The sequence below is a fragment of the Micromonospora sp. NPDC049175 genome (assembly GCF_043197345.1).
Lineage (GTDB): Bacteria > Actinomycetota > Actinomycetes > Mycobacteriales > Micromonosporaceae > Micromonospora.
Genome location: NZ_JBICSY010000016.1, coordinates 334 through 23984 on the forward strand (window position 1 = coordinate 334; position 23651 = coordinate 23984).

The following is a 23651-nucleotide window of genomic DNA, read 5'->3' on the forward strand; positions in this document are numbered from 1 at the left end:
CGCCGGTCGCGCGGCTTCGCCGGTCGCGCGGCTTCGCCGGTCGCGCGGCTTCGCCGGTCGCGCGGCTTCGCCGGTCGCGCGGCTTCGCCGGTCGCGCGGCTTCGCCGGTCGCACGGCTTCCTCGGCCGCACGGCTTCCTCGGCCGCACGGCTTCGCCGGCCGCGATCGGTGGGCGGGGGTCGGTGCCGACAGCAGTGCGGCTTCGTCCGCGGTTCTACAGGCACTCGCCGCACCGGGCCACCGCCGTACGGCGCGGGACCTGACCTGCTCCGGTTGGTCGACCCGCCACCGGTGTGCCCGCCCCGGCGACTAGCGTGGATCACGCCCGTGGCGTTGCCACGGGGTGGGGAAACAGCGGAGGTACACGTGCTGCGGTTCGGATTGTTCGGCACCGGTCACTGGGCGATCGAGACGCACGGGAAGGCGTTGCACGCCCATCCGGACGCCGAGTTGGTCGGGGTGTGGGGGCGTAACCCGGAGCGTGCCTCCGCGCTCGCCGAGCGGTACGGGGTGCCGGCGTACGGCGACGTCGACGCCCTGATCGAGCAGTGCGAAGCGGTCGCCGTCGCGCTGCCACCGGACGTCCAGGCCGACATCGCGGTCCGGGCTGCCTCCGCCGGGCGGCACCTGCTGCTGGACAAGCCGCTGGCGCTGAGCGTGGCCGACGCCGACCGGGTCGTGGCCGCCGCCGAGGAGTCCGGGGTCGCCTCGGTCGTCTTCTTCACCCAGCGGTTCCAGCCGAACGTGACAGCCTTCCTCGCCGCCACCGCCGCCGTCGGGGGTTGGCAGCACGGTCGGACGACCGCGTTCGCCTCGATCTTCCAGGACGGCAGCCCGTACGGCGGTTCGTTGTGGCGCCGCGAGCACGGTGCGCTCTGGGACATCGCCCCGCACGCGCTGTCCATCCTCCTGCCGGTGCTGGGCCGGGTGACCCAGGTGGCGGCGATGGACGGGCCGAGCGGGATGGTGCACCTGCTGCTCACCCACGAGGGCGGTGCCACGAGCAGCGCGTCGCTCTCCCTGGACGCCCCGACGGAGTCGATGGCTCGGGAGTTCGTCTTCTACGGCGAGAACGGCATCGAGAACGTCCCGTTCGGCGAGAACGACGCCGCCACGGCGTTCGGCGTCGCGATCGACCAGCTCGTCGAGCAGGTGCGGACCGGCACCCGCGACCACCGCTGCGACGTGCGCTTCGGCCGCGAGGTCGTCGGCATCCTCGCCGCCGCCGAAACCGCCCGCACCGAATCCCGCACAGTCCTGCTCCCCTAAACCCCCACCCCACCCCACGACCCCACCCCACCCCACCCTCGACCCCACCCCACCTCGACCCCACCCCACCTCGACCCCACCCCACCTCGACCCCACCCCACCCCACCCGTCAGACCCGGTGATCATGAGGTTATTGCCACGACACGCCGCGCCGGACGGCAATAACCTCATGATCACCGGGTCTGACGGGGCCGGCGGGTCTGACGGGGCCGGCGGGTCTGACGGGGCCGGCGGGTCTGACGGGGCCGGCGGGTCTGACGGGGCCGGCGGGTCTGACGGGGCCGGCGGGGCCGGCGGGGCCGGCGGGCTGGGTGGGCGCGTGGCCGGTAGGCGGGTGGTGGGCGGTGGGCGGGCGGTGGGCGGGCGGTGGGGCGAAAGGGGGGTGGGTGGTTAGGAGAGTGTGGTTAGGGCGGCGGCTAGCTCGTCGGGTGAGGCGAACTGTTCGGGTGGCAACGCCTGCAACATCTGCAACATTGCCGTACTGGCCCCGTTCTCCTGTCCCCAGCGGACCAGGTCCTCCCGGGAGACCGGGTAGTCGAGTCCGGCCAGGTACTCCTGCAACTGCACGCCGGTGACGGTCATGTCGGCCGGCTACCCGCTCGCGGTGGGCGTACACCGTCGGGGTTGGCACGCACGGCGGCCCGGCCGGCGGTCGGCGTGTCGGCCCTCGACGCGCCCACGGTTTGTCCCATCGGCCGCCGGGTAGCCGCTGGCATGCTGGTTCAGCGGCTCGGCGCGCCGAGCGACTTCGACCCGTTGCTGGAACGCGTGCGAGACGCCCGGGTGGTGATGATCGGCGAGTCCACCCACGGCACCTACGACTACTACCGGTTGCGGGAGCAGCTCACCCGTCGGTTGATCGCGGAGTGCGGCTTCTCCTTCGTCGCCGTGGAGGGCGACTGGCCGGACTGTGACCGGGTGCACCGCTCGGTGACCGTCGCGCCGGGTGGCGCCCTCGAACCGCAGCTCGCCCTGGAGCAGTTCGAGCGGTGGCCGACCTGGATGTGGGCCAACGCCGAGGTGGCCCGGTTCGCCACCTGGTTGCGGGCCTGGAACGTGGAGCGGCCGGAGGATCGACGCGCCGGGTTCCACGGGCTCGACGTGTACAGCCTCTGGGAGTCGATGCAGGCGATCTTCGACTACCTGGGGGAGGAGGACCCGACGTCGCTGGAGGCGGCGCAGGACGCGTACCGCTGCTTCGAGCCGTACGGCAAGCGGGTCGAGGAGTACGGCGCGGCCAGCCGGTTCGTCTCCGCCCGCTGTGAGGAGGAGGTGGTCCGGCTGCTGGCCCGTACCCGTGAGCATGCCCTCTCCGACGGCCCGGACCGCTTCTCGGCCTGGCAGAACGCGGAGGTGGTGGCCGGTGCGGAGCGGTACTACCGGGCGATGGTGGCCGGCGGGCCGGACTCGTGGAACATCCGAGACACCCACATGCAGGACACCCTGGACCGGCTGCTGGACCGGTACGGCCCGGACGCCCGGGGCATCGTCTGGGCGCACAACACGCACGTCGGGGATGCGCGGGCCACCGACATGGCTGCCGACGGGATGGTCAACATTGGTCAGTTGGCCCGGGAACGGCACGGCGACGATGCCGTGGCGCTGGTCGGCTTCGGCAGCTACCGGGGCACGGTGATCGCCGCTCCCCGGTGGGGTTCGCCCCCGGAGCCGATGGTGGTGCCGCCGGCCCGGGAGGGGTCGGTCGAGCGGCGGCTGCACGAGCTGATGCCGGACCGGGCTGTGCTGATCTTCGGCGGGGACGACCAACCGGGCTGGGTAACCGACACCGTGGACCACCGGGCGATCGGCGTCGTCTACGACCCGTCCTTCGAGTCCTGGGGCAACTACGTGCCGACCAGGCTGGGCGACCGCTACGACGCCTTCATCTGGTGCGACGACACCACGGCCCTGCACCCGCTGCCGGTGCCGGCGGCCCCCGGCGAGATGGAGACGTACCCGGCGGGCGTCTGACTGCGGTGCCCGATCGCTTCGATCATGGAGTTGTGGTGCGGGACGAAGGCCTCGGATCGGGGCGCGACGGGCACCACAACTCCATGGTCGACCGGGTGGGGCGGGGGCGGGGTTAGACCCGGGCTGGGGTTTGCTCTTCCAGGTGGGTCCGGAGGCCTTCGCCTTCTATGTCGACGTTCGGGAGGGCGCGGTTGAGCCACTTCGGCAGCCACCAGGCGCGGTCACCGAGGAGCGACATCACCGCGGGGACGATTGTCATCCGGACCACGAACGCGTCGATGGCGACGCCGACCGCGAGCGCGAAGCCCATCGACTTGATCACCGGGTCCTCCAGGAAGACGAAGCCCCCGAAGACCGACATCATGATCAGCGCGGCGGCGGTGACCACCCGGGCGCCGTGCCCCATGCCGCTGATGGTGGCCTGTCGGGCGGACTTGCCGTGGACGAAGTCCTCCCGCATCCGGGACACCAGGAACACCTCGTAGTCCATGGCGAGCCCGAACAGGATGCCGATGAGCAGGATCGGCAGGAAGCTGATCAGCGGGCCGGGCGTGTCCAGTCCGACGAGGTCGGCGAGGTGCCCCTGCTGGAAGACCGCCACCGTGATGCCGAACGTGGCGGCCACGGTGAGCAGGAAGCCCAGCGCCGCCTTGATCGGCACCAGCATCGAGCGGAACACGAGCATCAGCAGCAGCACCGAGAGCCCGACCACGAGCAGCAGGTAGATCGGTAGCGCGTCGGAGAGCTTCTCGGAGACGTCGATGCCGATGGCGGTGACGCCGGTGAGCAGAACGTCCGCGTCCCGGATCCCGCTCACCGAGCGGCGGATGTCGTGCACCAGGGTTTCGGTGGCCTCGTCGGTCGGGCCGGTCTTCGGCACCACGCCGAGCAGCGCGGTCCGGCCGTCCGGGCTGAGCTGGGGCGGCGCCACCGCGAGGACGTTCTCGGTGCGCTGCAACAGGGCGGTCACCTGCGGCACGGCGGCCGAGGTGGCCTGCGGGCTGTCACCGGCGATCACCACCGCGAGGCGGCCGGTGAAACCCGCGCCGAAACCCTCGACGGTCAGGTCGTTCGCCACCCGGGCGGGTGAGCCGACGGCGGCCGTCGCGGCGCCCGGCAGGGCCAGCCGCATGTCCGGCGTGGGCAGCGCGAGCAGCCCCAGGCCGAGCAGACCGACCAGGATGACAGGTACGCGGAACCGCGTGATCAGTCGCGCCCAGCGGAACCCGAACCGGGACTCGTCCTCGGCGGGGGCGGTCTGGGCGGCCGGCCGGTCGAGGTGGCCCGAGTGGTCGACGGCCGCGCCGGGGTCAGCGGTCGTGTCGTCGGTGACCGCTGCCCGCAGCCGGCGGGGGAGTACCCGGCGACCGGCGAAGCCGAGCAGCGCCGGCTGGAGGGTGATCGCGACGAGCACCGCGACGGTGACCGTGCCGGCGGCGGCGAGACCCATCACGGTGAGGAAGGGGATGTTCACCACGGCCAGTCCGGCCAGCGCGATGACCACCGTCGCGCCCGCGAAGACCACCGCGGACCCGGCGGTGCCGACCGCTCGGCCGACCGCCTCCTCCGGGGACAGGCCGTCGAGCAGGTTCTGCCGGTGCCGCGAGGTGATGAACAGCGAGTAGTCGATGCCGACGGCGAGGCCGAGCATCAGCGCCAGGATCGGCGCGGTGCTCGTCAACTCGATGACGCCGCTGAGCGCGAACAGGCCGGCCATGCCGACGCCCACGCCGATCAGCGCGTTGAGCATCGTCATTCCGGCGGCGACCAGGGAGCCGAACGTGATGATCAGGACGATCGCGGCGACCAGGACGCCGAGCGCCTCGGTGGAGCCGATCTCCGGCTCACCACCCAGCACCTCGCCGCCCGGGGCCACCTGCCAACCCTTTGCCTCGGCGGCGGCGCCGACCTCCTCGTACGCGGTGCGCTGCTCGTCGGTCACGTCGTCGCCGCCGCTGGCGAACTGGACCTGGACCAGCGCGTACCGGCCGTTGGGCGAGACCGCGCCGACCTGGAGCGGGTTGACCGCGCCGACCACGCCGGGCAGGGCCGAGGCCTCCTGGACCAGTTCCTGCACCACGGCCTGGCCCTCGGGGGTGGCCAGTTGGCCGTCGGCGGGCGCCTTGACCGCGATGGCGCCGGTCGCGCCACTGGCCGCGGGGAACTGCTCCGCGAGCAGGTCGAGCGCGCGCTGGCTCTCGGTGCCGGGCATCGTGAAGTTGCTCGCCGTCGGGCCGCGCAGGGTCGCCGCGGCCAGGCCGGCGACGACGAGTACGACGAGCCAGAGCGCGACGACGAGCCGTCGCCGGCGCAACGCGCCCCGGCCGAGCCGGTAGAGCAGGGTGGCCATCAGGAGTCCTTGTCCTCGGTCGTGGGTGGTTGGGGCAGGGGTGCGTCGACGGGTTCGACGGCCCGCCGGACGAGGGTGAGCAGGGCGGAGCGCAGGTCGTCGTCGGGGATGTCGCTGAACTCGCCGCACGCCTCGGAGATGCCGGCGAGCAGCACCAGCGCGGCGATCCGGGCGCCCGGCTTGTCGGAGTGGCCGGCCAACGCGTCACGCAGCCGGTCGGAGATCTGCTGGATGTGCGCGAAGGCGGGCTGGCACAGCAGTTCCGGGAACTCGCCGCGCAGCACCGCGATCTCCCGCCGGAACCGGACCGCGAGGTCGACGAAGCCCTTCGCGGCGACCTCCTGCGCGGCCGAACCGGTCTGGCCGGTGAGTCGGTCGTCGAGGTCGCGCAGCACGCCGATCGCCGGGGCCATCAGCTCGGCGAGCAGGGCTTCCTTGTTGGCGAAGTGATAGAGCACAGTGGCCTTGGAGCAGCCGACCTCGCGGGCGATGTCCTGCAGGGAAGTGCCCCGGTAGCCGCTCACCGTGAACTGCCGAGCCGCCGCGGCGAGGATCTCGCCGTGCGTGTCGGACACCGCTCTGATCATGGTCGGTCCACCTCCCGCAAACCAGCATGCCTGACCGATCGGTCAGACCCTGACCGATCGGTCAGAGGAAGGCGGTGGCGTTCACCACACCTCGGCCGGGTTTCATCAGGCGTGTTCGGCGTCGTACCTGGTCCGCGCCTCGGCGATGGCGCGGCGGTGCCGTTCGGCCCAGGCGGTCAGTGCCACGAGCGACTCGTACAGCTCCAGGGCCATCGGGGTGGCGGTGTACTCGACCTTTGGCGGAACTGTCGGATAGACCGTGCGGCGCAGCAGGCCGTCACGTTCCAGGTTGCGCAGCGTCAGGGTGAGCATCCGGCGGCTGATCCCCTCGATGTGCCGCTCCAGCTCGGTGAAGCGCACCGGCCCGTTCGAGGCGGCCACCAGGATGCCGATGCTCCACTTGCCGCCGACCCGGTCGAGCACCTGGCGGACGGTGCACGCCCGAGCCTGCCCCGGTGCGAACGGCACGTTCTCGGCCGTGCAGGTCAGCTCGGTGACCAGCGCGGACACATCGCTGTTCCTCTGGGACATCAGAGTGCCTCCTTCCGCTCCGGTTCATGGTCACAGACGATGACCTCGGTAACAAACCGTGCACCAAGGAGGAGTTTTCATGGACCGCGTCGTTCCGTCGCGCTGGCCGGCGCTGCTCGTGCTCTGCGCCGGCAGCCTGATGATCATCCTGGACGGCACGGTCGTGGCGGTGGCGTTGCCCGCCGTACAACGCGATCTGGGCTTCACCGCCGCAGGCCTGGCGTGGGTGGTCAACGCGTACCTGGTCGCGTTCGGCGGGCTGCTGCTGCTCGCCGGCCGACTCGGCGACCTGCTCGGCCGGCGGGGGATCTTCCTGGCCGGTGTCGCGCTGTTCACCCTGGCCTCGCTGGCCTGCGCGGTCGCCACCGGCCCGACGCTGCTGGTCGCCGCGCGCTTCGGCCAGGGCGTCGGCGGGGCGTTGGCCATGGCGGTCAGCCTCGGCATGATCGTCCGGCTCTATCCCGAACCCGCCGAACGGGCCCGCGCGATCGCCGTGTTCAGCTTCACCGGCGCGGCCGGCGCGTCGGTCGGCACCGTCGCCGGTGGCGTGCTCACCGAGGTGGCCGGGTGGCGGGCGATCTTCCTGGTCAACCTGCCGATCGGGGCGGCCATCCTGCTCACGGCCGTCCGCCGGCTCCCCGCCGAACGGGGCATCGGCCTGCGGGCTGGCCTGGACCTGCCCGGCGCGCTGCTCGTCACCGCCGGGCTGATGGCCGCCGTGCTGGGCATCGTGGGGACCGGCGAACACGGCTGGACCAGCCCGCGGACCCTCGGCGCGGTCGCCCTCGCGGCGCTGCTGCTCGGCGCGTTCGTGCTCCGCCAACGGGCGGCGGCGACCCCGCTGGTGCCGGGCCGGGTGCTGCGCGTTCCGGGTCTGGTGGCGGCGAACGCCGTGCAGTTCCTCATGGTCTGCGCGTACTTCGGCTTCCAGTTCCTGCTCGCCGTGGAGCTGCAACTGGTGCTCGGACTGGACGCCGCCGCGACCGGTTGGGCCTTCCTGCCCACCCCGGTGGTGATCGCGGTGGTGTCACTCGGGCTGGCCGGTCGGTTGATCGCCCGCTGGGGCGCACGGACCGTGCTGGTGGCCGGGCTCGGCCTGGCCACCGTCGGCTTCCTGCTGCTCGCCCGGCTGCCCGCCGACGGGGCCTACGTCGTCGACGCACTCCCGGCGATGCTGATCTTCGGAGTGGCCGGCGGTCTGACCCTGCCGGCCGTCACGACCCTGGCCATGGCCGGCGCGACCGACGCGGACGCCGGGCTCGCGTCCGGCCTGGCCAACACCACCCAGCAGGTCGGTGGGGCGGTCGGCCTGGCCGCGCTTGCCACCCTGGCCGCCGCCCGCGCCGACGGACTACGGGCCGCCGGCTGGGCCGAGACGGCCGCGTTGGCCGCCGGCTACCGGACCGCGTTCGCCGTGGCCGCCGCCCTGGTGGTCGCCGCGCTGCTGGTAGCGGTGACGACACTGCCCCGACGCCCCGCCGGGCTCGGACCGGACGCCGATCCGTCGGGGCCGGCCACGCTGGGGGCCGGAACCGATCCGTTCCCGAGCGCCGCGTCCGGTTGACCGACGGCACCCGGGCCGCGAAGGTGGTCGGGTGAGCGAGGCTGACGAGACCCGGGACGGCGTGGCCCTGACAAACCTGGACCAGCCGCTGTCCGACCGCGACGACGCGACAAAGCGAGACCTGGTCGACTACCTCGACGCCGTCAGTGGGCGGATCCTTCCGCAGCTCCGGGACCGCCCGCTGTCAGTGATCCGGGTCCGCCCCGGCCAGCCGCCCTTCATGCAGAAGAACCTGCCCCGCTACACCCCGGACTGGGTCCGCCGGGTACCGGTCTGGGCGGAGGCGTCACACCGGGAGATCTCGTACGCCCTCTGCGACGACCGCCGCACCCTGCTCTGGTTCGCCAACCAGCGGGCGGTGGAGTACCACCCGACACTTGCCACCACGGCGGATCCGCACCGCCCGACGCACCTGGTGCTCGACCTCGACCCGCCGGAGGGCGACGGCTTCCGGGCGGCCGTCGCCGCGGCCCTGCTGGTCCGGCAGGCGCTCGCCGACGCCGGCCTGGCCGGTGCGGTCAAGACCAGCGGCGCCAAGGGCGTGCACGTGTTCGTCCCGGTGGCCGGCGACCCCACGGCGGAGGAGTTGGCCGCGGCCACCCGGGCGCTCGCCGTCCGCGCCGAGCGGCTCGACCCGGCGCTGGCCACCACCGCGTACATCAAGGAGGACCGGGGCGGTCGGGTCTTCGTGGACGCGACCCGCGCGGGCGGCGCGACGGTGGTGGCCACGTACAGCCCCCGACTGCGCCCCGGGATGCCGGTCTCCTTCCCGGTCGACTGGGCCGACCTGACCGAGGTGACCCCCGCCGACTTCACCATCCGGACCGCGCCGGCACTGCTCGGCGACGGTGATCCGTGGGCCGCGCTGATGCCGGCCCCGCAGGCGCTCCCCGCCGACCTGGTCGCCGAGGGCCGGATGATCCCGGTGGCCCGGGTGCAGGCCATGCACGAGGGAAAGCGTCGGGCTCGCGTCCGCCGCGAGGCCGGCTGACCAGGATCGCCGGCCCCCACCCGCGCCCGGCGGACGGCCCGTTGTCGGTGGGTTGTGGCACGATTTCCCAGGTGAGCAGCAAACCCGACGCGACCCAGCGACTGGGCGACCTCGCGCGGCTGCGCCGGGTCCGCGACCGGATCGACAGGGAGTACGCGCAGCCCCTCGACGTCGAGGCGCTCGCCCGTGGGGCGCACATGTCGGCGGGGCACCTCAGCCGCGAGTTCCGGCTCGCCTACGGCGAATCTCCGTACAGCTATCTCATGACGCGGCGCATCGAGCGCGCGATGGCGTTGCTGCGTCGTGGCGACCTCAGCGTCACCGATGTCTGTTTCGCGGTCGGCTGTTCGTCGTTGGGCACCTTCAGCACCCGCTTCACCGAGCTGGTCGGTGTGCCGCCGAGCGTCTACCGGCGGCAGGCGGCACAGGCGACGGCGGGGCTGCCGTCGTGCGTGGTGAAGCAGGTGACCAGACCGGTCAGGAATCGAGAAGCGCGGGTCACCGTGCCGCAACTAGCGTGACCAGCATGGACATCACCATTCACTCGAGCTTCCTGCCGCACACCGACCCGGACGCCTCCCTGGCCTTCTACCGCGACATCCTCGGTTTCGAGGTCCGCCTCGACGTCGGCTACGAGGGGATGCGCTGGATCACCGTCGGCCCCCCCGGCCAGCCCAGCACGGCCATCGTCCTGCACCCGCCGGCCGCCAACCCGGGCATCACCGACGACGAGCGGCAGACCATCCTCGAACTTGTGGCGAAGGGCAGCTACTTCGGCGTCAACCTGGCCACCACCGACCTCGACGCCACCTTCGCCAAGTTGGAGGCCACCGACGCCGAGGTCGTCCAGGAGCCCACCGAGCAGCCGTACGGCGTGCGGGACTGCGCCTTCCGCGATCCCGCCGGCAATCTGATCCGCATCCAGGAAGCGCGCTGACCCGTCCGACCTCGGACAGATGGAGACCTGATGAGCACGGCCACCCCGCCGTCCACGCCGCACGTCGCGGACAGCCACGATCTGATCCGTGTGCAGGGCGCGCGCGTCAACAATCTCCGGGACGTCAGCGTCGAGATCCCGAAGCGCCGGCTGACCGTGTTCACAGGTGTCTCCGGCTCCGGCAAGAGCTCGTTGGTGTTCGGCACCATCGCCGCCGAGTCGCAGCGGATGATCAACGAGACCTACAGCGCGTTCCTGCAGGGCTTCATGCCGACGCTGGCGCGGCCCGAGGTCGACCTGCTGGACGGCCTGACCACGGCGATCATCGTGGACCAGGAGCGGATGGGCGCCAACTCCCGGTCCACCGTCGGCACCGCCACCGACGCCAACGCGATGCTGCGCATCCTGTTCAGCCGCCTCGGGCAGCCGCACATCGGCTCGCCAAACGCGTACTCCTTCAACGTCCCCTCGGTGAAGGCCAGCGGTGCGATCACCGTCGACCGTGGCGTGGGCAAGACGAAGACCGAGAAGGCGACCTTCACCCGGCTCGGCGGGATGTGCCCGCGCTGCGAGGGCATGGGGTCGATCAACGACATCGACCTGTCGGCGCTGTACGACGACACCCTCTCGCTCAACGAGGGCGCGATCACGATCCCGGGCTACAGCATGGAGGGCTGGTACGGCCGGATCTTCCGCGGCTGCGGCTACTTCGACCCGGACAAGCCGATCGGCAAGTTCACCAAGCGGGAGCAGCACGACCTGCTCCACCGGGAGCCCACCAAGATCAAGATCGACGGGATCAACCTGACGTACTCGGGTCTGATCCCGTCGATCCAGAAGTCCTTCCTGGCCAAGGACATCGACGCCTTGCAGCCGCACATCCGCGCCTTCGTGGAGCGGGCGGTGACCTTCACGACCTGTCCCGAGTGCGCCGGCACCCGCCTCAGCAAGGAGGCCCGGTCGTCGAAGATCAGGGGAAAGAACATCGCCGACGCCTGCGCGATGCAGATCAGTGACCTCGCCGCCTGGGTCCGGGGGATCGAGGAGCCGTCGGTGGCCCCGTTGCTGGCGGGGCTGCAACACCTCCTCGACTCGTTCGAGGAGATCGGCCTGGGTTACCTCTCGCTCGACCGGCCGTCGGGCACCCTCTCCGGCGGCGAGGCCCAGCGCACCAAGATGATCCGCCACCTCGGCTCGTCGCTCACCGACGTCACGTACGTCTTCGACGAGCCGACGATCGGGCTGCACCCGCACGACATCCAGCGGATGAACAAGCTGCTGCTCCAACTGCGCGACAAGGGCAACACCGTCCTGGTCGTGGAGCACAAGCCGGAGGCCATCGCCATCGCCGACCACGTCGTCGACCTCGGTCCCGGCGCCGGCACGGACGGCGGCACCGTCTGCTACGAGGGCACCCTGGACGGCCTGCGCGCCAGCGGCACCAGCACCGGCCGCCACCTCGACGACCGGGCCGCCGTCAAGGAGACGGTACGCACGCCCACCGGCACACTGGAGATCCGCGGCGCGACGGCCAACAACCTCCAGGACGTCGACGTCGACGTGCCGCTCGGGGTGCTCGTCGTCGTCACCGGCGTCGCCGGCTCCGGCAAGAGTTCGCTCGTGCGTTCCTCGATCCCCGCCGGCGCCGGCGTGGTCTCGATCGACCAGGGCGCGATCCGTGGCTCGCGGCGCAGCAACCCGGCCACGTACACCGGGTTGCTCGACCCGATCCGCAAGGCGTTCGCGAAGGCCAACGGCGTGAAGCCGGCGCTGTTCAGCGCCAACTCCGAGGGCGCCTGCCCGAGCTGCAACGGCGCCGGCGTCATCTACACCGACCTGGGGATGATGGCCGGTGTCGCCGCACCCTGCGAGGACTGCGAGGGCAAGCGGTTCCAGGCCTCGGTGCTGGAATACCGCTTCGGCGGACGCGACATCAGCGAGGTGCTCGCGATGTCGGTGACCGAGGCCGAGAAGTTCTTCGGCACCGGCGAGGCACGTACGCCTGCCGCGCACGCCATCCTCGACCGGCTCGCCGACGTCGGGCTCGGCTACCTCAGCCTGGGCCAGCCGCTCACCACGCTGTCCGGCGGCGAGCGGCAGCGCCTCAAGCTGGCCACCCACATGGCTGAGAAGGGCGGTGTCTACGTCCTCGACGAGCCGACCACCGGCCTGCACCTGGCCGACGTCGAGCAACTGCTCGGCCTGCTCGACCGCCTCGTCGACGCCGGCAAGTCGGTGATCGTCATCGAGCACCACCAGGCGGTCATGGCGCACGCCGACTGGATCATCGACCTCGGTCCCGGGGCCGGCCACGACGGTGGTCGGATCGTCTTCGAGGGCACCCCCGCCGACCTCGTCGCCGGTCGCGCCACCCTCACCGGTGAGCACCTGGCGGCGTACGTCGCCGGCTGACCGAGGCCTGCCTGTCGATCGTTACGCCACCGGCGGTCGGACCCGCTGTGCCGTCGTGCTGGCGAGGATTCCGCAGGTGGCGGTGAGCAGGCCGAGGACGACCGTGCCCGGGTTGACGTACCCGGGCACGGTCGAGGTGACATAGGCGCCCCCACCGCTCAGGTGGCACTCGAAGCGCAGCGGTAGGTAGCTGACGTCGTACCCGTCGACCTGGCTTGCCCGCTGCGGCCCGGCCTCGCGGCAGGGTGCGATCGGGAACGAGCCGGCTCCACCGTCCTCTGCCTGCAGCACCGCGTAGCCGAGGTGGAGCAGGCCCCAGGCGTACACGCCGACCGTGGCCGCACCGGCGAGGAGCGCCGCCGCCCGGAGCCGTTCGTTGTTCCGGAACACCGCGCGGAGCCCGCGAACGGTGAGGACCGTCGCGATGGCGGCCCCGGCCAGCGCGGCGAGCAGCAACCCGAGAAACAGCATGACGCCATTGTTGATCATTTACGTCCGCAGGGCGTCGCTGGGTGCGGGTGGCGGCGGCGCACCCGGGCTTGACCTCCGTAAGCTAATGCTGATAGCTTTTGGCTAACGCGGTTAGCCAACGCGCTAACGGGCCACCTGGAGGTAGTCATGACTGAGTTCTTGAACGTCGACGGCGGGACCATCGCCTACGAGGTGACCGGCGCCACCGGCCCGCTGGTGGTGCTTGCCCACGGCATGGGTGACAGCCGCGAGGCCTACCGGTTCCTCGCCCCCGCCCTGGTGCAGGCCGGCTACCGGGTCGCCGCGATGGACCTGCGCGGCCACGGGGAGTCCAGCGTCGGGTGGGCCTCCTACACCCGCACCGCCCTCGCCGGTGACCTGATCGCCCTGGTCAAGCACCTCGGCGGGCCGGCCGTGCTCATCGGGCACTCCATCGCCGGCGGCGCGGCCACGATCGCCGGGGCGTTGGCCCCGGAGCTGATCACCGCGCTTGTCGAACTCGCGCCCTTCACCCGCAAGCAGCAGGTCAAGCTCGGCGACATGCGCGTGGCGGCCTACCGTCGCGGCGCGACCGCCCTGATGGGAACGACGATCCTCGGCAGCACCAAGCAGTGGTCCAGGTACCTCGACCTCGCCTACCCCGGCACCAAGCCCGTGGACTGGGACTCCCGCCTGGGGCAGATCATCTCGATGCTGCGGGAGCCGGGCCGGATGAAGGTCCTGCAGAAGATGGGCACCATCTCTCCCGTCGACGCCGGCGAGCAGCTCGGCAACGTCACCTGCCCGACGCTGATCGTGCAGGGCGCCCTCGACCCCGACTGGGTCTCACCGCGGGCCGAGGGCGAGGCGATCGTCGCCGACCTGCCGAGCGGACTGGGTCGGTTGGCGATGATCGACGGCGCCGGTCACTACCCGCACGTCCAGTACCCCGAGCAGACCCTCGCCGTGGTCCTGCCCTTCCTGGCCGGCGTCCGTGCCTAGGGCGGGCCTGGACCCGGCCACGGTCGTCGCGGCCGGCGCCGCGCTCGCCGACGAGGTCGGTTTCGCCGAGCTGACCATGGCCCGGCTGGCCGAACGGGTCGGGGTGCGCACCCCGTCGCTGTACAAGCACATCGCCAGCCAGGACGACCTCAACCGACGCATCGCCGCCCTCGCCATCGCCGAGGCCGCCGACGCGATCGGCGCGGCCACCCAGGGCCGCTCCGGGCGGGACGCGCTGGCCGCCGCCGCCCGTGCGCTCCGCGACTTCGTGGTCGCACACCCAGGCCGGTACGCGGCCACCATCGGCATCGCCCCCACCGGTCCGGACGACCCCATCGTGATCGCGGAAAGGCGAGGGCTCGGACCCTTCGAGGCGGTCCTACGGGGATACGACATCGCCCCGCAGGACATGACCCACGCCCTGCGGGCGTTGCGCAGCATCTTCCACGGCTTCGCCACCCTGCAGGCCACCAACGGATTCCAGTGGTCCACGGACATCGACGAAAGCTTCGAGTGGCTCATCGCCTTCGTCGACCGCGGGCTGCGCCCCACCTCGGCCGCCGGTCCCACGCCGGCGCCCGGCCTTCCCGATCAGCGGTAGGTCGTTGTCCGGCCGTTCGCCGGTCACGTCGCAGTGGTGCACAGACGGCACACCGTCTGCGTGATCGCCGCCTCCACCATGTCGGCCGAGCCCGGAAACGTGAGCTGGTGGAAGATGAGACCGTCCAGGTAGTCGAGGATCGCCGCGCATTCGCTCTCCGGGTCGGCGGAGCCAATCGCGCGCAGCCACTCCGTGCCCCACGTCCGGATGGAGAGGGCCGCCTCGGCAAGTCGCCCCTGTAGTTCCGGGCGCAGCGCCGCCTCGACGAACAGGCCATATCGGGCGATGGTCAGGGCGCGCTCCGGGCCGAGCGCACGGTGCACGTACGCGGCGAGCGCAGCCGCCAACTCGACCGCGGTGGTGGGGCGGACGAAGCCCGCGATCGCCTGCCAGGTGGCGCGGTCACGGTCGGCGAATCGATCGGCCACGGCGCTGATCAGCATGTCGCGGGTCTTGAAGTAGTTCGCCGTGGAACCGGTGGGCACCGCGGCGGCCGCGTCGACCGCGCGATGTGTCAACGCCCGTACGCCGTGGCGTCCGAGGATGCCGATGGCGGCATCGAGCAGGGTTTCTTCGCGGGATGGCACGCCCTCACCCTATTCGATCCACAACATCCGTAGTCTGAAAACAACAGGTGTTGTAGCGTGGTGAGAATGGAGAGACGTGCGGTGATCATCGGCGGGGGCATCGGTGGGCTGACGGCGGCGATCGCGCTGCGACGCGCGGGCTGGACGATCACCGTCCGGGAGCGGGACAGGGAGTTGCCGAGCACGGGCACGGCGCTCGGCATGTGGCCCGTGGCGCTGCGCGCGCTGGACGCGATCGGCGTCGGCGACCCGGTCCGCCAGGCCGGGCGACGACAGCAGGCCGGCGTCTTCCTGCGTCCGGACGGCTCCCGCATCGCGACGATCGACGTCGAACGGCTGCACCGGCGCACCGGCGACCATGTCTACCTGTTGTCCCGGCCGGGACTGCTCGCCATCCTGCACGACACGGCGATGGAAGCGGGGGTGGAGCTGCGGACCGGCGATCCGGTGGACGACGTCACCGAGGTGGGCGATGTCGAGCTGGTCGTGGTGGCCGACGGCGTGTTCAGCCAGGCCCGCGAGAAGGTGTTCGGCCCGGCGTACCGAGCACGGTTTTCCGGCAGCACGGCGTGGCGCGGCGTGGTGGAGGACATGCCCACCGACATGTTCGTGGAAGTGTGGGGCCGGGGCCTCAAGTTCGGCGTGACCCCGCAGGAGGGCGGTCGCACCAACTGGTACGCGTCCGCGGCGGCACCGGAGGGCCGGTTCCGCCCGGGCGAGGAGCTCGCCGAACTGCGGGGCATGTTCGGCCGTTGGGCGCCGCCGGTCCGTACCGTCCTGGACGCGATCGACGAACCCGCGGTGCTGCGCCACGACGTGTACGTGACGCCGCCGCTGCCGTCCTTCACGCGCGGCACGGTGGCTTTCCTCGGCGACGCCGCCCACGCCATGACACCCGACCTGGGGCGCGGCGCGTGCGAGGCGATGATCGACGCGGTGGCGCTGGCCTCCCACCTGCGCGAGACGCCCACTGTCGAGCAGGCCCTGCACGAATACGATCGCCGGCGTCGGCCGGCCACCCAGAGGCTGGCCCGCATGGCTGGCCTGGCCGCACGGATGACCCACCTGCGGTACGCGATACCGGTCCGCGACCAACTCCTGCGCGCGAGCATGGTGGCCGGCCCGCCCGGCGCGTAGGCGCCAACGACAACCGGTGCTCGGCAGCCGCGGTCGCCACGGGCCGGACACATAGCTAAGGCCTCTGACCGGGATTTACCTGGTCAGAGGCCTTTTGGTGCAATCAGAGATTTCTTGGCAAGTGTGCCCCCGGCAGGATTCGAACCTGCGCCCCCGCCTCCGGAGGGCGGTGCTCTATCCCCTGAGCTACGGGGGCTCAGCGACTGGAGAAGACTAGCAAACCTCCTCCGCGTACGCCGAATCGGTATCGGGCGAGCCGATCGTGTCGGCGACCGACCCGCCCGGTGCTCAGGCGGCCGCGACGGCCCGCCCGCAGCTCGGCAGCGGGTGCAGGACGATTCGCCGGGGGAGCCGGCGTGGCCACTCGTTGCGCGGCCAGGAGCCGTCCACGATCAGGTGCACGGTGCGCTGCTCCTCGCCGCTGAGTCGCAGCACGAAGTCTCGGGGGAGCGGCGGGTCGACCGTCGGCGTGGTGATCATGAAGCGCACCCGGCCTCGGGACGAGACGGCGGAGATCACGTCCGCTGCCGGCATGGTGCCGCGCAGTCGGATCCGACCGATCCAGTAGACCTCCGCCAGGTGCTCCTGGGCGGCCCTGGTGATCGTCGGGTAGTCGCTGCGGACCCAGCGCTCGACCGCGCTGACGCAGAGCCCGCAGGCCCGCTCGCGCGGCTCGCGCGGACCCAACCCCCAGGCCCGCAGGTACGCCCCGACCGCCCCGACGTCCAACGGCATGTCGAATCGGCGCTGGATGAGCGTGGTGAGGCTCTGCCGCGTCCACAGCTCCTCGTCCAGGCCGAACTCGTCCGGGTGGACGCCCCGCAGTGTGTCGATCAGTTCGAGTTCCTGTTCGCGGCTGAGCATTCCCGGCTCGCCCTGCCGCTGTCCGCGACGGACGGCTGCCACCGCCCCGTCACCGCCGATGGTGTGGCGTCGGCACCAACTGGTGACCGAACGCCGTGCGTCTCTGAGTGCAACCCCCACGTCTTGGGCAACGAGCACGAATCGCAACTGGTCACGATATGTGGGGAGAAAAGTCTCGAAGCTACGTAATCGCCTGTGCCTCGCTAACCGGGCATAGGCCCCAAACCGGTACACAGGCGGCGCAAGCGGGCAGGTCGCAGCGTTGATCGACTCGGATTCCGTGCGGCGGGGGGTGTCCTGGTCGCGCAACAGCCCGACTTCCTTGAACCCAAGTCGATGAAAGCGGGCAGGCCCGCGTTCCGCCGGTGTGCGGCGGGACGCGGGCCCGATGTGCCCGGCGGGTCGGTCAGCCCTTGGCCGCCTGCGCCTGGAGCTGCCGGAGGTTGTTGAGTTCGGTCTGCTGGGTGTTCTTCATGGTCTGTGCCACCCGCACGACCTCGGCGTTGTCGGTCTCGTCGAGCGCCGCGTCGATCATGTGGATGCCGCCCAGGTGGTGGTCGTACATCAAGGTCAGGAACTGCCTGTCGACCTCGATGCCCTTGGCGTCGCGCAGGGCGGTCATCTGCTGCGGCGTGGCCATGCCCGGCATCAGGCCGTCCTTGACGGTGGCCCCGTCGGACATCCACGACATCGGTGGCTTCGACCCGGTGGGGCTGAGGTCCCACTCGCGCAGCCAGGTCTGCATGGCGCCGATCTCACCCTGCTGCCCGGTGGCGATGTCGACGGCGATCTGCCGCACCTCGGGGAGGGTCGCCGACCGGTACGCGATCAGGCTCATCTCCACCGCCTGCGCGTGGTGGGTCGTCATGTCCCGGGCGAAGCCCGCCTCGACGGAGGCGTCACCGGGTCGGGTGAGCCGCGGGGTGAGCAGGCCGCCCGCATAGCCGAGGAGCAACCCCACCACCACCATGACGGCGAGCGCCAGCACGCCGTAACGCGACGCCGGAGCCCGGCCGTCCTCGTCCGGGGCGGCCGGGGTGTCGTCGTACTCGCTGTCGGTGGTGGTGGGGGCGGTCATCGGCGTCCTTACTGCTGGGGCTGCTGCTGCTGCGGAAGCTCACGCGGCGTGGTGCCGGTGGCGGTGATGCCGGTGTTGCAGAGCGCCGTCGGGCCCTCGGCGGAGGCGTTCACCCGCAGGTCCTTGATGAACTCGTCGATCCGCGAGTCGTCGGCGTTGTCGAGCTTGAGCTGGTAGCCCCAGGCCTGCAGCGAGATCGGCTTGTCCAGGCCCTCGTAGGGGCTCATCAGCATCTTCTCCTTGCCGCGCACCTTGCCGGCGAGCTTGTCGACCTGGTCCTTGGGCAGGTCGGGGCGGTAGGTGATCCACACCGCGCCGTGCTCCAGGCTGTGCACCGCGTGCTCGTTGGCGATCGGGGCGTCGTAGACGTCGCCCATGCAGTTCTGCCAGGCGGCGTTGTGCACGCCACCCACCGGCGGCGAGTATTTCCAGGTCAGCGGGCCCGACTTGTGCGACTCGTACTTCAGGCTCTCGCCGTCGCTCTTGCGGATGTTGGCGATGCCGTCGATGGCGTTGGCCCGCTTGTCCCACGGCTTGGAGCCCTGGAACGAGGCGTAGGCGCCCCAACCGATGATGCCGACGGCGAGCACGCCCACGGCCACGAAGAGCGCGATCGGGCCCCAGGCGCGACCCTGGCTCACCTTGACCGGCGTGACCGGCTTGCGCGGGCCCTTGCCGCCGGCCCGCGGGGTGCCCGCCGGCTTACCGGAACCGGCCTTGGCGCCGGACGCCGGCCGGCCGGCCGCCGGCTTCTTGCCGGTGCTGACCACGGTCGGGCGGCGCTCAGGGCCACCGGGGGTGCTGATGCTCATCGTGCCTCGTCAAGTCGGTCGGGCAGGGGAGTGGCGGGCCGGATGACGCGCAGGGTAGCCGCCGAGTGCCCGAGTCTACCCCCGATAACATGGCTGGGTGACTCCTGCAGAACTCGCCTCGGTCGTCCTTGCCGCCGCCCACGCCGTCTTCGTCGAGCGTGGGCTGGACCGCGCCGCCCTGCCGGAGCACACGGTGGTGGAGCGACCGCGCAATCCCGAGCACGGCGACTACGCCTCGACCCTGGCCCTGCAGTTGAGCAAGAAGGTGGGTGTTCCGCCCCGGGAGTTGGCCGCTGCCCTGGCCGACGCGCTGGGCCGGTCAGCCGGCATCAAATCGGTCGAGATCGCCGGTCCGGGCTTCCTGAACATCCGGCTCGACGCGGCCGCCGCGGGTCAGCTCGCCCGGGTGATCGTCGAGGCCGGCGCGGAGTACGGCCGCAGCGACCGGCTCGCCGGTGAGCGGATCAACCTGGAGTTCGTCTCGGCCAACCCGACCGGGCCGGTGCACATCGGTGGGGTCCGCTGGGCGGCCGTCGGCGACGCGTTGAGCCGGCTGCTGCGGGCCACCGGCGCCGACGTCGGCACGGAGTACTACTTCAACGACGCGGGTTCGCAGATCGACAGGTTCGCCCGTTCGCTGCTGGCCGCCGCCAAGGGCGAGCCGGCCCCGGAGGACGGCTACGGCGGGGCGTACATCGCCGAGATCGCCGCCGAGGTGCAGTCCCGCCGGCCGGAGGTGCGCTCGCTCGACGACGACGCCGCCCAGGAGGTCTTCCGGGTCGAGGGCGTCGCGCTGATGTTCGACGAGATCCGCTCCTCGCTGCGCGACTTCGGGGTGGAGTTCGACACCTACTTCAACGAGAAGGACCTGCACGACCGGGGCGAGTTGGACCTCGCGTTGAACCGGCTGCGTGAGCAGGGGCACCTCTACGAGTCCGAGGGCGCGACCTGGTTGCGCACCACCGACTTCGGTGACGACAAGGACCGGGTGCTGCGCAAGTCCAACGGCGAGTGGACGTACTTCGCCGCGGACTGCGCCTACTACCTGGACAAGCGCGAGCGCGGCTTCGAGCGGGTCGTGATCATGTTGGGTGCCGACCACCACGGCTACATCGGCCGGATGAAGGCGATGGCTGCCTGCTTCGGCGACGACCCGGAGCGCAACCTGGAGATCCTCATCGGGCAGCTGGTAAACCTGCTGCGCGACGGTGCCCCGATGCGGATGAGCAAGCGGGCCGGCACCGTGATCACCCTGGAGGACCTGGTCGAGGCGATCGGCGTGGACGCCTCCCGGTACGCGCTGGCCCGCTACTCCAGCGACTCCCCGATCGACATCGACATCGAGCTGTGGACCCGGGCCAAGAACGACAACCCGGTCTACAAGGTGCAGTACGTGGCGGCCCGGACGGCGGGCGTGGGCCGCAACGCCGCCGAGGTGGGGCTGGTCGCGGGTGCCGCCGACGCGTTCCGCCCCGAACTGCTCGATCACGAGAAGGAGAACGAGCTGCTCAAGGCGCTCGCCGAGTTCCCGGCGGTGGTCGCCACCGCCGCCGAGCGGCGCGAGCCGCACCGGTTGGCCCACTACCTGGAGGAGGACGTCGCGCAGTCCTACCACCGGTTCTACGACAACTGCCGGATCCTGCCGCGCGGCGACGAGGAGATCACCGACCTGCACCGGGCCCGGCTCTGGCTCAACGACGCCACCCGCACGGTGGTCGCCAACGGCCTGTACCTGCTTGGCGTCTCCGCACCCGAGAGGATGTGACATGAGGGCTCATGAGGCTGGTGCGCTGCACGCGGACATCAGCGACCGGGGGCCGGCCTGGCTGCGTGCCCCGGCCGACGTCAACGCCCTCGTGCCGGCGCTGTGGCCGCGCAGCGTGACGCGTGGCGCGGACGGCGCGGTCGCCGTCGCGGGCCTGAGCGTCCGCGACATCGCGGCCGAGTTCGGCACCCCGGTGTACGTCCTGGACGAGGCCGACCTGCGCTCGCGCTGCCGCGACTTCCGGGCGGCCTTCCCCACCGAGGACGTGTTCTACGCGGGCAAGGCGTTCCTCTGCCGGGCGGTGGTCCGGATGATCGCCGAGGAGGGGCTGCACCTGGACGTCTGCACCGGGGGTGAGCTGGCCACCGCGTTGTCGGCCGGGATGCCGCCGGAGCGGATCGGCTTCCACGGCAACAACAAGTCGGTGGCCGAGCTGGGCCGGGCGCTGGACGCCGGGATCGGCCGGATCATCGTCGACTCGTTCACCGAGATCGACCGGCTCACCGCGCTGGCCCGCGAGCGCGGGGTCCGGCCCCGGGTGCTGGTCCGGGTGACCGTCGGCGTGGAGGCGCACACCCACGAGTTCATCGCCACCGCCCACGAGGACCAGAAGTTCGGCTTCTCGCTGGCCGGCGGCGCCGCCGCGAACGCCGCCTTCAAGATCCTCGACGAGGGCGTGCTGGAGCTGCGCGGGCTGCACTCGCACATCGGCTCGCAGATCTTCGACGCCAGCGGCTTCGAGGTCTCGGCCCGCCGGGTGCTCGCCCTCCAGGCGCAGATCCGCGACGCGCGCGGGGTGGAGTTGCCCGAGCTGGACCTGGGTGGCGGCTTCGGCATCGCGTACACCACCCAGGACGACCCGGCCACCCCCCAGGACCTGGCCAAGCGGCTGCGCAAGATCGTCGACTCGGAGTGCGCGGCGGAGAACCTGGCCGTGCCGCACCTGTCGATCGAGCCGGGCCGGGCCATCGTCGGGCCGGCCGTGTTCACCCTCTACGAGGTCGGCACCGTCAAGGCGCTCGACGGCCTGCGGACGTACGTCAGCGTCGACGGCGGGATGAGCGACAACATCCGCACCGCCCTCTACGACGCGTCCTACTCGGCGACGCTGGCCTCGCGGGCCTCGACCGCGCAGCCGTTGCTCGCCCGCGTGGTGGGAAAGCACTGTGAGTCCGGGGACATCGTGGTGAAGGATGAATTCCTGCCCGCCGACGTGCAGCCCGGAGATCTTGTCGCGGTGCCCGGCACCGGTGCGTACTGCCGGAGCATGGCCAGCAACTACAACCACGTGCCGCGGCCACCTGTGGTGGCGGTGCGCGACGGCCAGGCGCGCCTGATCGTCCGGCGGGAAACCGAAGAGGACCTGCTCGCTTTGGATGTGGGATGACGTCACCTGTGCGCTTGGCACTGCTCGGCTGCGGCACGGTCGGCCAGGAGGTGGTCCGGCTGCTGCACGAGCAGTCGGCCGACCTGGCCGCGCGGATCGGCGCTCCGCTGGAGATCGCCGGCATCGCCGTCCGTCGGCTCGGCCGCGACCGGGGAGACCTGCCTGTCGACGAGGCGCTGTTCACCACCGACGCGCTCGGCCTGATCAAGCGCGACGACGTGGACGTCGTGATCGAGGTCGTCGGCGGCATCGAACCGGCCCGGGGCTGGTTGGTCGAGGCGCTGCGGGCCGGCAAGAGCGTGGTCACCGCCAACAAGGCGCTGCTCGCCGAGGACGGGGTGGCCCTGCACGAGGCGGCGGCCGAGGGCGGTGGCGACCTCTACTACGAGGCGTCCGTGGCCGGGGCGATCCCGCTGCTGCGCCCGCTGCGCGAGTCGCTGCACGGCGACCGGATCAACCGGGTCACCGGCATCGTCAACGGCACCACGAACTTCATCCTCTCCGCGATGGACGCGACCGGTGCCGGGTTCGCCGAGGCCCTGGAGGAGGCCACCGCCCTGGGCTACGCGGAGGCCGACCCGACCGCCGACGTCGAGGGCTTCGACGCGGCGGCGAAGGCGGCGATCCTCGCCTCGCTGGCGTTCCACACCCGGGTCGGCGCGGCCGACGTGCACCGGGAGGGCATCACCGAGGTGACCGCCGCGGACATGGCCAGCGCCCAGGCGATGGGCTGCACGATCAAGCTGCTCTGCATCGCGGCCCGGGGCGTCGACGCGAGCGGCCGGGAGACGGTAAGTGTCCGGGTGCACCCGGCGATGATCCCGCGCAGCCACCCGCTGGCCAGCGTCGGCGACGCGTTCAACGCGGTCTTCGTGGAGGCGGACGCGGCCGGTCAGCTGATGTTCTACGGTCGGGGCGCCGGGGGCGCGCCGACCGCCAGCGCCGTGCTCGGTGACGTGGTCGCGGTGTCCCGCAACCGGCTCGCCGGGGTGCGCGCGGCCAGCGAGAGCGCGTACGCGGACCTGGCGGTCCGGCCGATGGGCGAGGCGCTGACCCGCTACCACGTCAGCCTCGACGTGGCCGACCGCCCGGGTGTGCTGGCCGCCGTGGCGGGTGTGTTCGCCCGGCACGACGTGTCGATCGCGACGGTGCGGCAGGGCTCGGCGAGTGGGTCGCCCGGCCGCGACGGCGACGCCGAGTTGGTCATCGTCACCCATGTGGCACCGGACGCCGCGCTCGCCGCCACCGTCGGCGAGCTGCGCGGTCTGGACATTGTCCGGTCCGTGACCAGTGTGCTGCGGGTCGAGGGCGGCGCCTGACTCGTTGTCACCTTCGACGGGGCGGCTCGCGCGTCCC

The 23651-nt window shown here is 71.7% G+C and carries 22 protein-coding genes and 1 tRNA gene; 13 read left to right on the plus strand and 10 right to left on the minus strand.

Features of this window, described 5'->3' with window-relative positions; all coding sequences use genetic code 11:
- Nucleotides 1–366 precede the first annotated feature (366 nt).
- On the plus strand, nt 367–1269 hold the full coding sequence (locus tag ACGFH8_RS34360; protein WP_393375690.1) for a Gfo/Idh/MocA family protein: 903 nt from the start codon (nt 367–369) through the stop codon (nt 1267–1269).
- A 390-nt stretch (nt 1270–1659) separates the two neighbouring features.
- Here ACGFH8_RS34360 and ACGFH8_RS34365 read toward each other — a convergent pair whose 3' ends face one another.
- Nucleotides 1660–1851 carry a DUF2795 domain-containing protein gene (locus ACGFH8_RS34365; protein ID WP_357246473.1) on the minus strand — a complete coding sequence of 64 codons (192 nt, stop codon included), beginning with the start codon at nt 1849–1851 and terminating at the stop codon, nt 1660–1662.
- A 132-nt stretch (nt 1852–1983) separates the two neighbouring features.
- Here ACGFH8_RS34365 and ACGFH8_RS34370 point away from each other — a divergent pair, with 132 nt between their 5' ends.
- Complete coding sequence (locus tag ACGFH8_RS34370; RefSeq protein WP_393375693.1) at nt 1984–3240, plus strand: erythromycin esterase family protein; 1257 nt, start codon at nt 1984–1986, stop codon at nt 3238–3240.
- 112 nt (nt 3241–3352) lie between these two features.
- Here the strand turns inward: ACGFH8_RS34370 and ACGFH8_RS34375 are convergent, their stop codons facing one another.
- The 3 genes from ACGFH8_RS34375 to ACGFH8_RS34385 all read right to left on the minus strand — a co-directional run bounded on the left by ACGFH8_RS34375 (nt 3353) and on the right by ACGFH8_RS34385 (nt 6711).
- Nucleotides 3353–5590, minus strand: a complete 2238-nt coding sequence (locus ACGFH8_RS34375) for an MMPL family transporter (protein ID WP_393375695.1) — start codon at nt 5588–5590, stop codon at nt 3353–3355.
- A complete protein-coding gene (locus ACGFH8_RS34380) occupies nt 5590–6177 on the minus strand; it encodes a TetR/AcrR family transcriptional regulator (protein ID WP_393375698.1) in 588 nt (195 codons plus the stop codon). Before ACGFH8_RS34380 ends, ACGFH8_RS34375 begins: the two co-directional genes overlap by 1 nt.
- A gap of 105 nt (nt 6178–6282) precedes the next feature.
- Complete coding sequence (locus ACGFH8_RS34385) at nt 6283–6711, minus strand: winged helix-turn-helix transcriptional regulator (RefSeq protein WP_393375843.1); 429 nt, start codon at nt 6709–6711, stop codon at nt 6283–6285.
- A 76-nt stretch (nt 6712–6787) separates the two neighbouring features.
- Between ACGFH8_RS34385 and ACGFH8_RS34390 the strand changes: the two genes are divergently transcribed.
- The 5 genes from ACGFH8_RS34390 to ACGFH8_RS34410 all read left to right on the plus strand — a co-directional run bounded on the left by ACGFH8_RS34390 (nt 6788) and on the right by ACGFH8_RS34410 (nt 12612).
- On the plus strand, nt 6788–8272 hold the full coding sequence (locus tag ACGFH8_RS34390) for an MFS transporter (RefSeq protein WP_393375700.1): 1485 nt from the start codon (nt 6788–6790) through the stop codon (nt 8270–8272).
- Nucleotides 8273–8303: 31 nt separating this feature from the next.
- Entirely contained in the window at nt 8304–9263 is a 960-nt protein-coding gene (locus ACGFH8_RS34395) for a DNA polymerase domain-containing protein (protein WP_393375702.1), read from the plus strand.
- Between the two features lie 71 nt (nt 9264–9334).
- Nucleotides 9335–9784: a helix-turn-helix transcriptional regulator gene (locus tag ACGFH8_RS34400; RefSeq protein WP_393375704.1), complete on the plus strand. Its 450-nt coding sequence runs from the start codon at nt 9335–9337 to the stop codon at nt 9782–9784.
- A gap of 5 nt (nt 9785–9789) precedes the next feature.
- Nucleotides 9790–10200 carry a VOC family protein gene (locus ACGFH8_RS34405; RefSeq protein WP_393375706.1) on the plus strand — a complete coding sequence of 137 codons (411 nt, stop codon included), beginning with the start codon at nt 9790–9792 and terminating at the stop codon, nt 10198–10200.
- 30 nt (nt 10201–10230) lie between these two features.
- Entirely contained in the window at nt 10231–12612 is a 2382-nt protein-coding gene (locus ACGFH8_RS34410) for an ATP-binding cassette domain-containing protein (protein ID WP_393375709.1), read from the plus strand.
- 21 nt (nt 12613–12633) lie between these two features.
- Here ACGFH8_RS34410 and ACGFH8_RS34415 read toward each other — a convergent pair whose 3' ends face one another.
- Nucleotides 12634–13083, minus strand: coding sequence for a hypothetical protein (locus ACGFH8_RS34415; protein WP_393375714.1), 450 nt, complete (start codon nt 13081–13083; stop codon nt 12634–12636).
- A gap of 147 nt (nt 13084–13230) precedes the next feature.
- On the opposite strand from ACGFH8_RS34415, the gene ACGFH8_RS34420 reads away from it, so the two are divergent.
- Entirely contained in the window at nt 13231–14064 is an 834-nt protein-coding gene (locus ACGFH8_RS34420; protein WP_393375717.1) for an alpha/beta fold hydrolase, read from the plus strand.
- On the plus strand, nt 14057–14665 hold the full coding sequence (locus tag ACGFH8_RS34425; protein ID WP_393375720.1) for a TetR/AcrR family transcriptional regulator: 609 nt from the start codon (nt 14057–14059) through the stop codon (nt 14663–14665). Before ACGFH8_RS34420 ends, ACGFH8_RS34425 begins: the two co-directional genes overlap by 8 nt.
- Before the next feature lie 23 nt (nt 14666–14688).
- Here the strand turns inward: ACGFH8_RS34425 and ACGFH8_RS34430 are convergent, their stop codons facing one another.
- A complete protein-coding gene (locus ACGFH8_RS34430; protein ID WP_393375723.1) occupies nt 14689–15252 on the minus strand; it encodes a TetR/AcrR family transcriptional regulator in 564 nt (187 codons plus the stop codon).
- 66 nt (nt 15253–15318) lie between these two features.
- Between ACGFH8_RS34430 and ACGFH8_RS34435 the strand changes: the two genes are divergently transcribed.
- On the plus strand, nt 15319–16389 hold the full coding sequence (locus ACGFH8_RS34435; RefSeq protein ID WP_393375725.1) for an FAD-dependent oxidoreductase: 1071 nt from the start codon (nt 15319–15321) through the stop codon (nt 16387–16389).
- 124 nt (nt 16390–16513) lie between these two features.
- Here ACGFH8_RS34435 and ACGFH8_RS34440 read toward each other — a convergent pair.
- The 4 genes from ACGFH8_RS34440 to ACGFH8_RS34455 all read right to left on the minus strand — a co-directional run bounded on the left by ACGFH8_RS34440 (nt 16514) and on the right by ACGFH8_RS34455 (nt 19143).
- A tRNA-Arg gene (locus ACGFH8_RS34440) sits at nt 16514–16585 on the minus strand.
- A 92-nt stretch (nt 16586–16677) separates the two neighbouring features.
- On the minus strand, nt 16678–17373 hold the full coding sequence (locus ACGFH8_RS34445) for a winged helix-turn-helix domain-containing protein (RefSeq protein WP_393375846.1): 696 nt from the start codon (nt 17371–17373) through the stop codon (nt 16678–16680).
- Nucleotides 17374–17659: 286 nt separating this feature from the next.
- Nucleotides 17660–18331 carry a DUF305 domain-containing protein gene (locus tag ACGFH8_RS34450; protein WP_393375727.1) on the minus strand — a complete coding sequence of 224 codons (672 nt, stop codon included), beginning with the start codon at nt 18329–18331 and terminating at the stop codon, nt 17660–17662.
- An 8-nt stretch (nt 18332–18339) separates the two neighbouring features.
- A complete protein-coding gene (locus ACGFH8_RS34455; RefSeq protein WP_393375730.1) occupies nt 18340–19143 on the minus strand; it encodes a DUF3105 domain-containing protein in 804 nt (267 codons plus the stop codon).
- A gap of 97 nt (nt 19144–19240) precedes the next feature.
- Here ACGFH8_RS34455 and argS point away from each other — a divergent pair, with 97 nt between their 5' ends.
- From argS to ACGFH8_RS34470, 3 genes are read left to right on the plus strand one after another with little or no spacing between them, the layout of a single operon-like run.
- Nucleotides 19241–20908, plus strand: coding sequence for an arginine--tRNA ligase (gene argS / locus ACGFH8_RS34460; protein WP_393375733.1), 1668 nt, complete (start codon nt 19241–19243; stop codon nt 20906–20908).
- Between the two features lies 1 nt (nt 20909).
- The gene (gene lysA, locus ACGFH8_RS34465) at nt 20910–22295 is read left to right on the plus strand and encodes a diaminopimelate decarboxylase (RefSeq protein WP_393375736.1); all 1386 of its coding nucleotides are present in this window, start codon (nt 20910–20912) and stop codon (nt 22293–22295) included.
- Nucleotides 22296–22303: 8 nt separating this feature from the next.
- Nucleotides 22304–23614 (plus strand): homoserine dehydrogenase, encoded by a 1311-nt coding sequence (locus ACGFH8_RS34470; RefSeq protein WP_393375849.1) that lies wholly within the window; start codon nt 22304–22306, stop codon nt 23612–23614.
- The last annotated feature ends 37 nt before the right edge of the window (nt 23615–23651 follow it).

Excerpts from the sequence above, each read along its gene's own strand:
- ACGFH8_RS34365 (WP_357246473.1), bottom strand. The coding sequence starts at position 1,851 with ATGACCGTCACCGGCGTGCAGTTGCAGGAGTACCTGGCCGGACTCGAC.
- ACGFH8_RS34370 (WP_393375693.1), top strand. The coding sequence starts at position 1,984 with ATGCTGGTTCAGCGGCTCGGCGCGCCGAGCGACTTCGACCCGTTGCTG.
- ACGFH8_RS34375 (WP_393375695.1), bottom strand. The coding sequence starts at position 5,590 with ATGGCCACCCTGCTCTACCGGCTCGGCCGGGGCGCGTTGCGCCGGCGA.
- ACGFH8_RS34380 (WP_393375698.1), bottom strand. The coding sequence starts at position 6,177 with ATGATCAGAGCGGTGTCCGACACGCACGGCGAGATCCTCGCCGCGGCG.
- ACGFH8_RS34390 (WP_393375700.1), top strand. The coding sequence starts at position 6,788 with ATGGACCGCGTCGTTCCGTCGCGCTGGCCGGCGCTGCTCGTGCTCTGC.
- ACGFH8_RS34405 (WP_393375706.1), top strand. The coding sequence starts at position 9,790 with ATGGACATCACCATTCACTCGAGCTTCCTGCCGCACACCGACCCGGAC.
- ACGFH8_RS34410 (WP_393375709.1), top strand. The coding sequence starts at position 10,231 with ATGAGCACGGCCACCCCGCCGTCCACGCCGCACGTCGCGGACAGCCAC.
- ACGFH8_RS34415 (WP_393375714.1), bottom strand. The coding sequence starts at position 13,083 with ATGCTGTTTCTCGGGTTGCTGCTCGCCGCGCTGGCCGGGGCCGCCATC.
- ACGFH8_RS34420 (WP_393375717.1), top strand. The coding sequence starts at position 13,231 with ATGACTGAGTTCTTGAACGTCGACGGCGGGACCATCGCCTACGAGGTG.
- ACGFH8_RS34435 (WP_393375725.1), top strand. The coding sequence starts at position 15,319 with ATGGAGAGACGTGCGGTGATCATCGGCGGGGGCATCGGTGGGCTGACG.
- ACGFH8_RS34450 (WP_393375727.1), bottom strand. The coding sequence starts at position 18,331 with ATGACCGCCCCCACCACCACCGACAGCGAGTACGACGACACCCCGGCC.
- ACGFH8_RS34455 (WP_393375730.1), bottom strand. The coding sequence starts at position 19,143 with ATGAGCATCAGCACCCCCGGTGGCCCTGAGCGCCGCCCGACCGTGGTC.
- lysA (WP_393375736.1), top strand. The coding sequence starts at position 20,910 with ATGAGGGCTCATGAGGCTGGTGCGCTGCACGCGGACATCAGCGACCGG.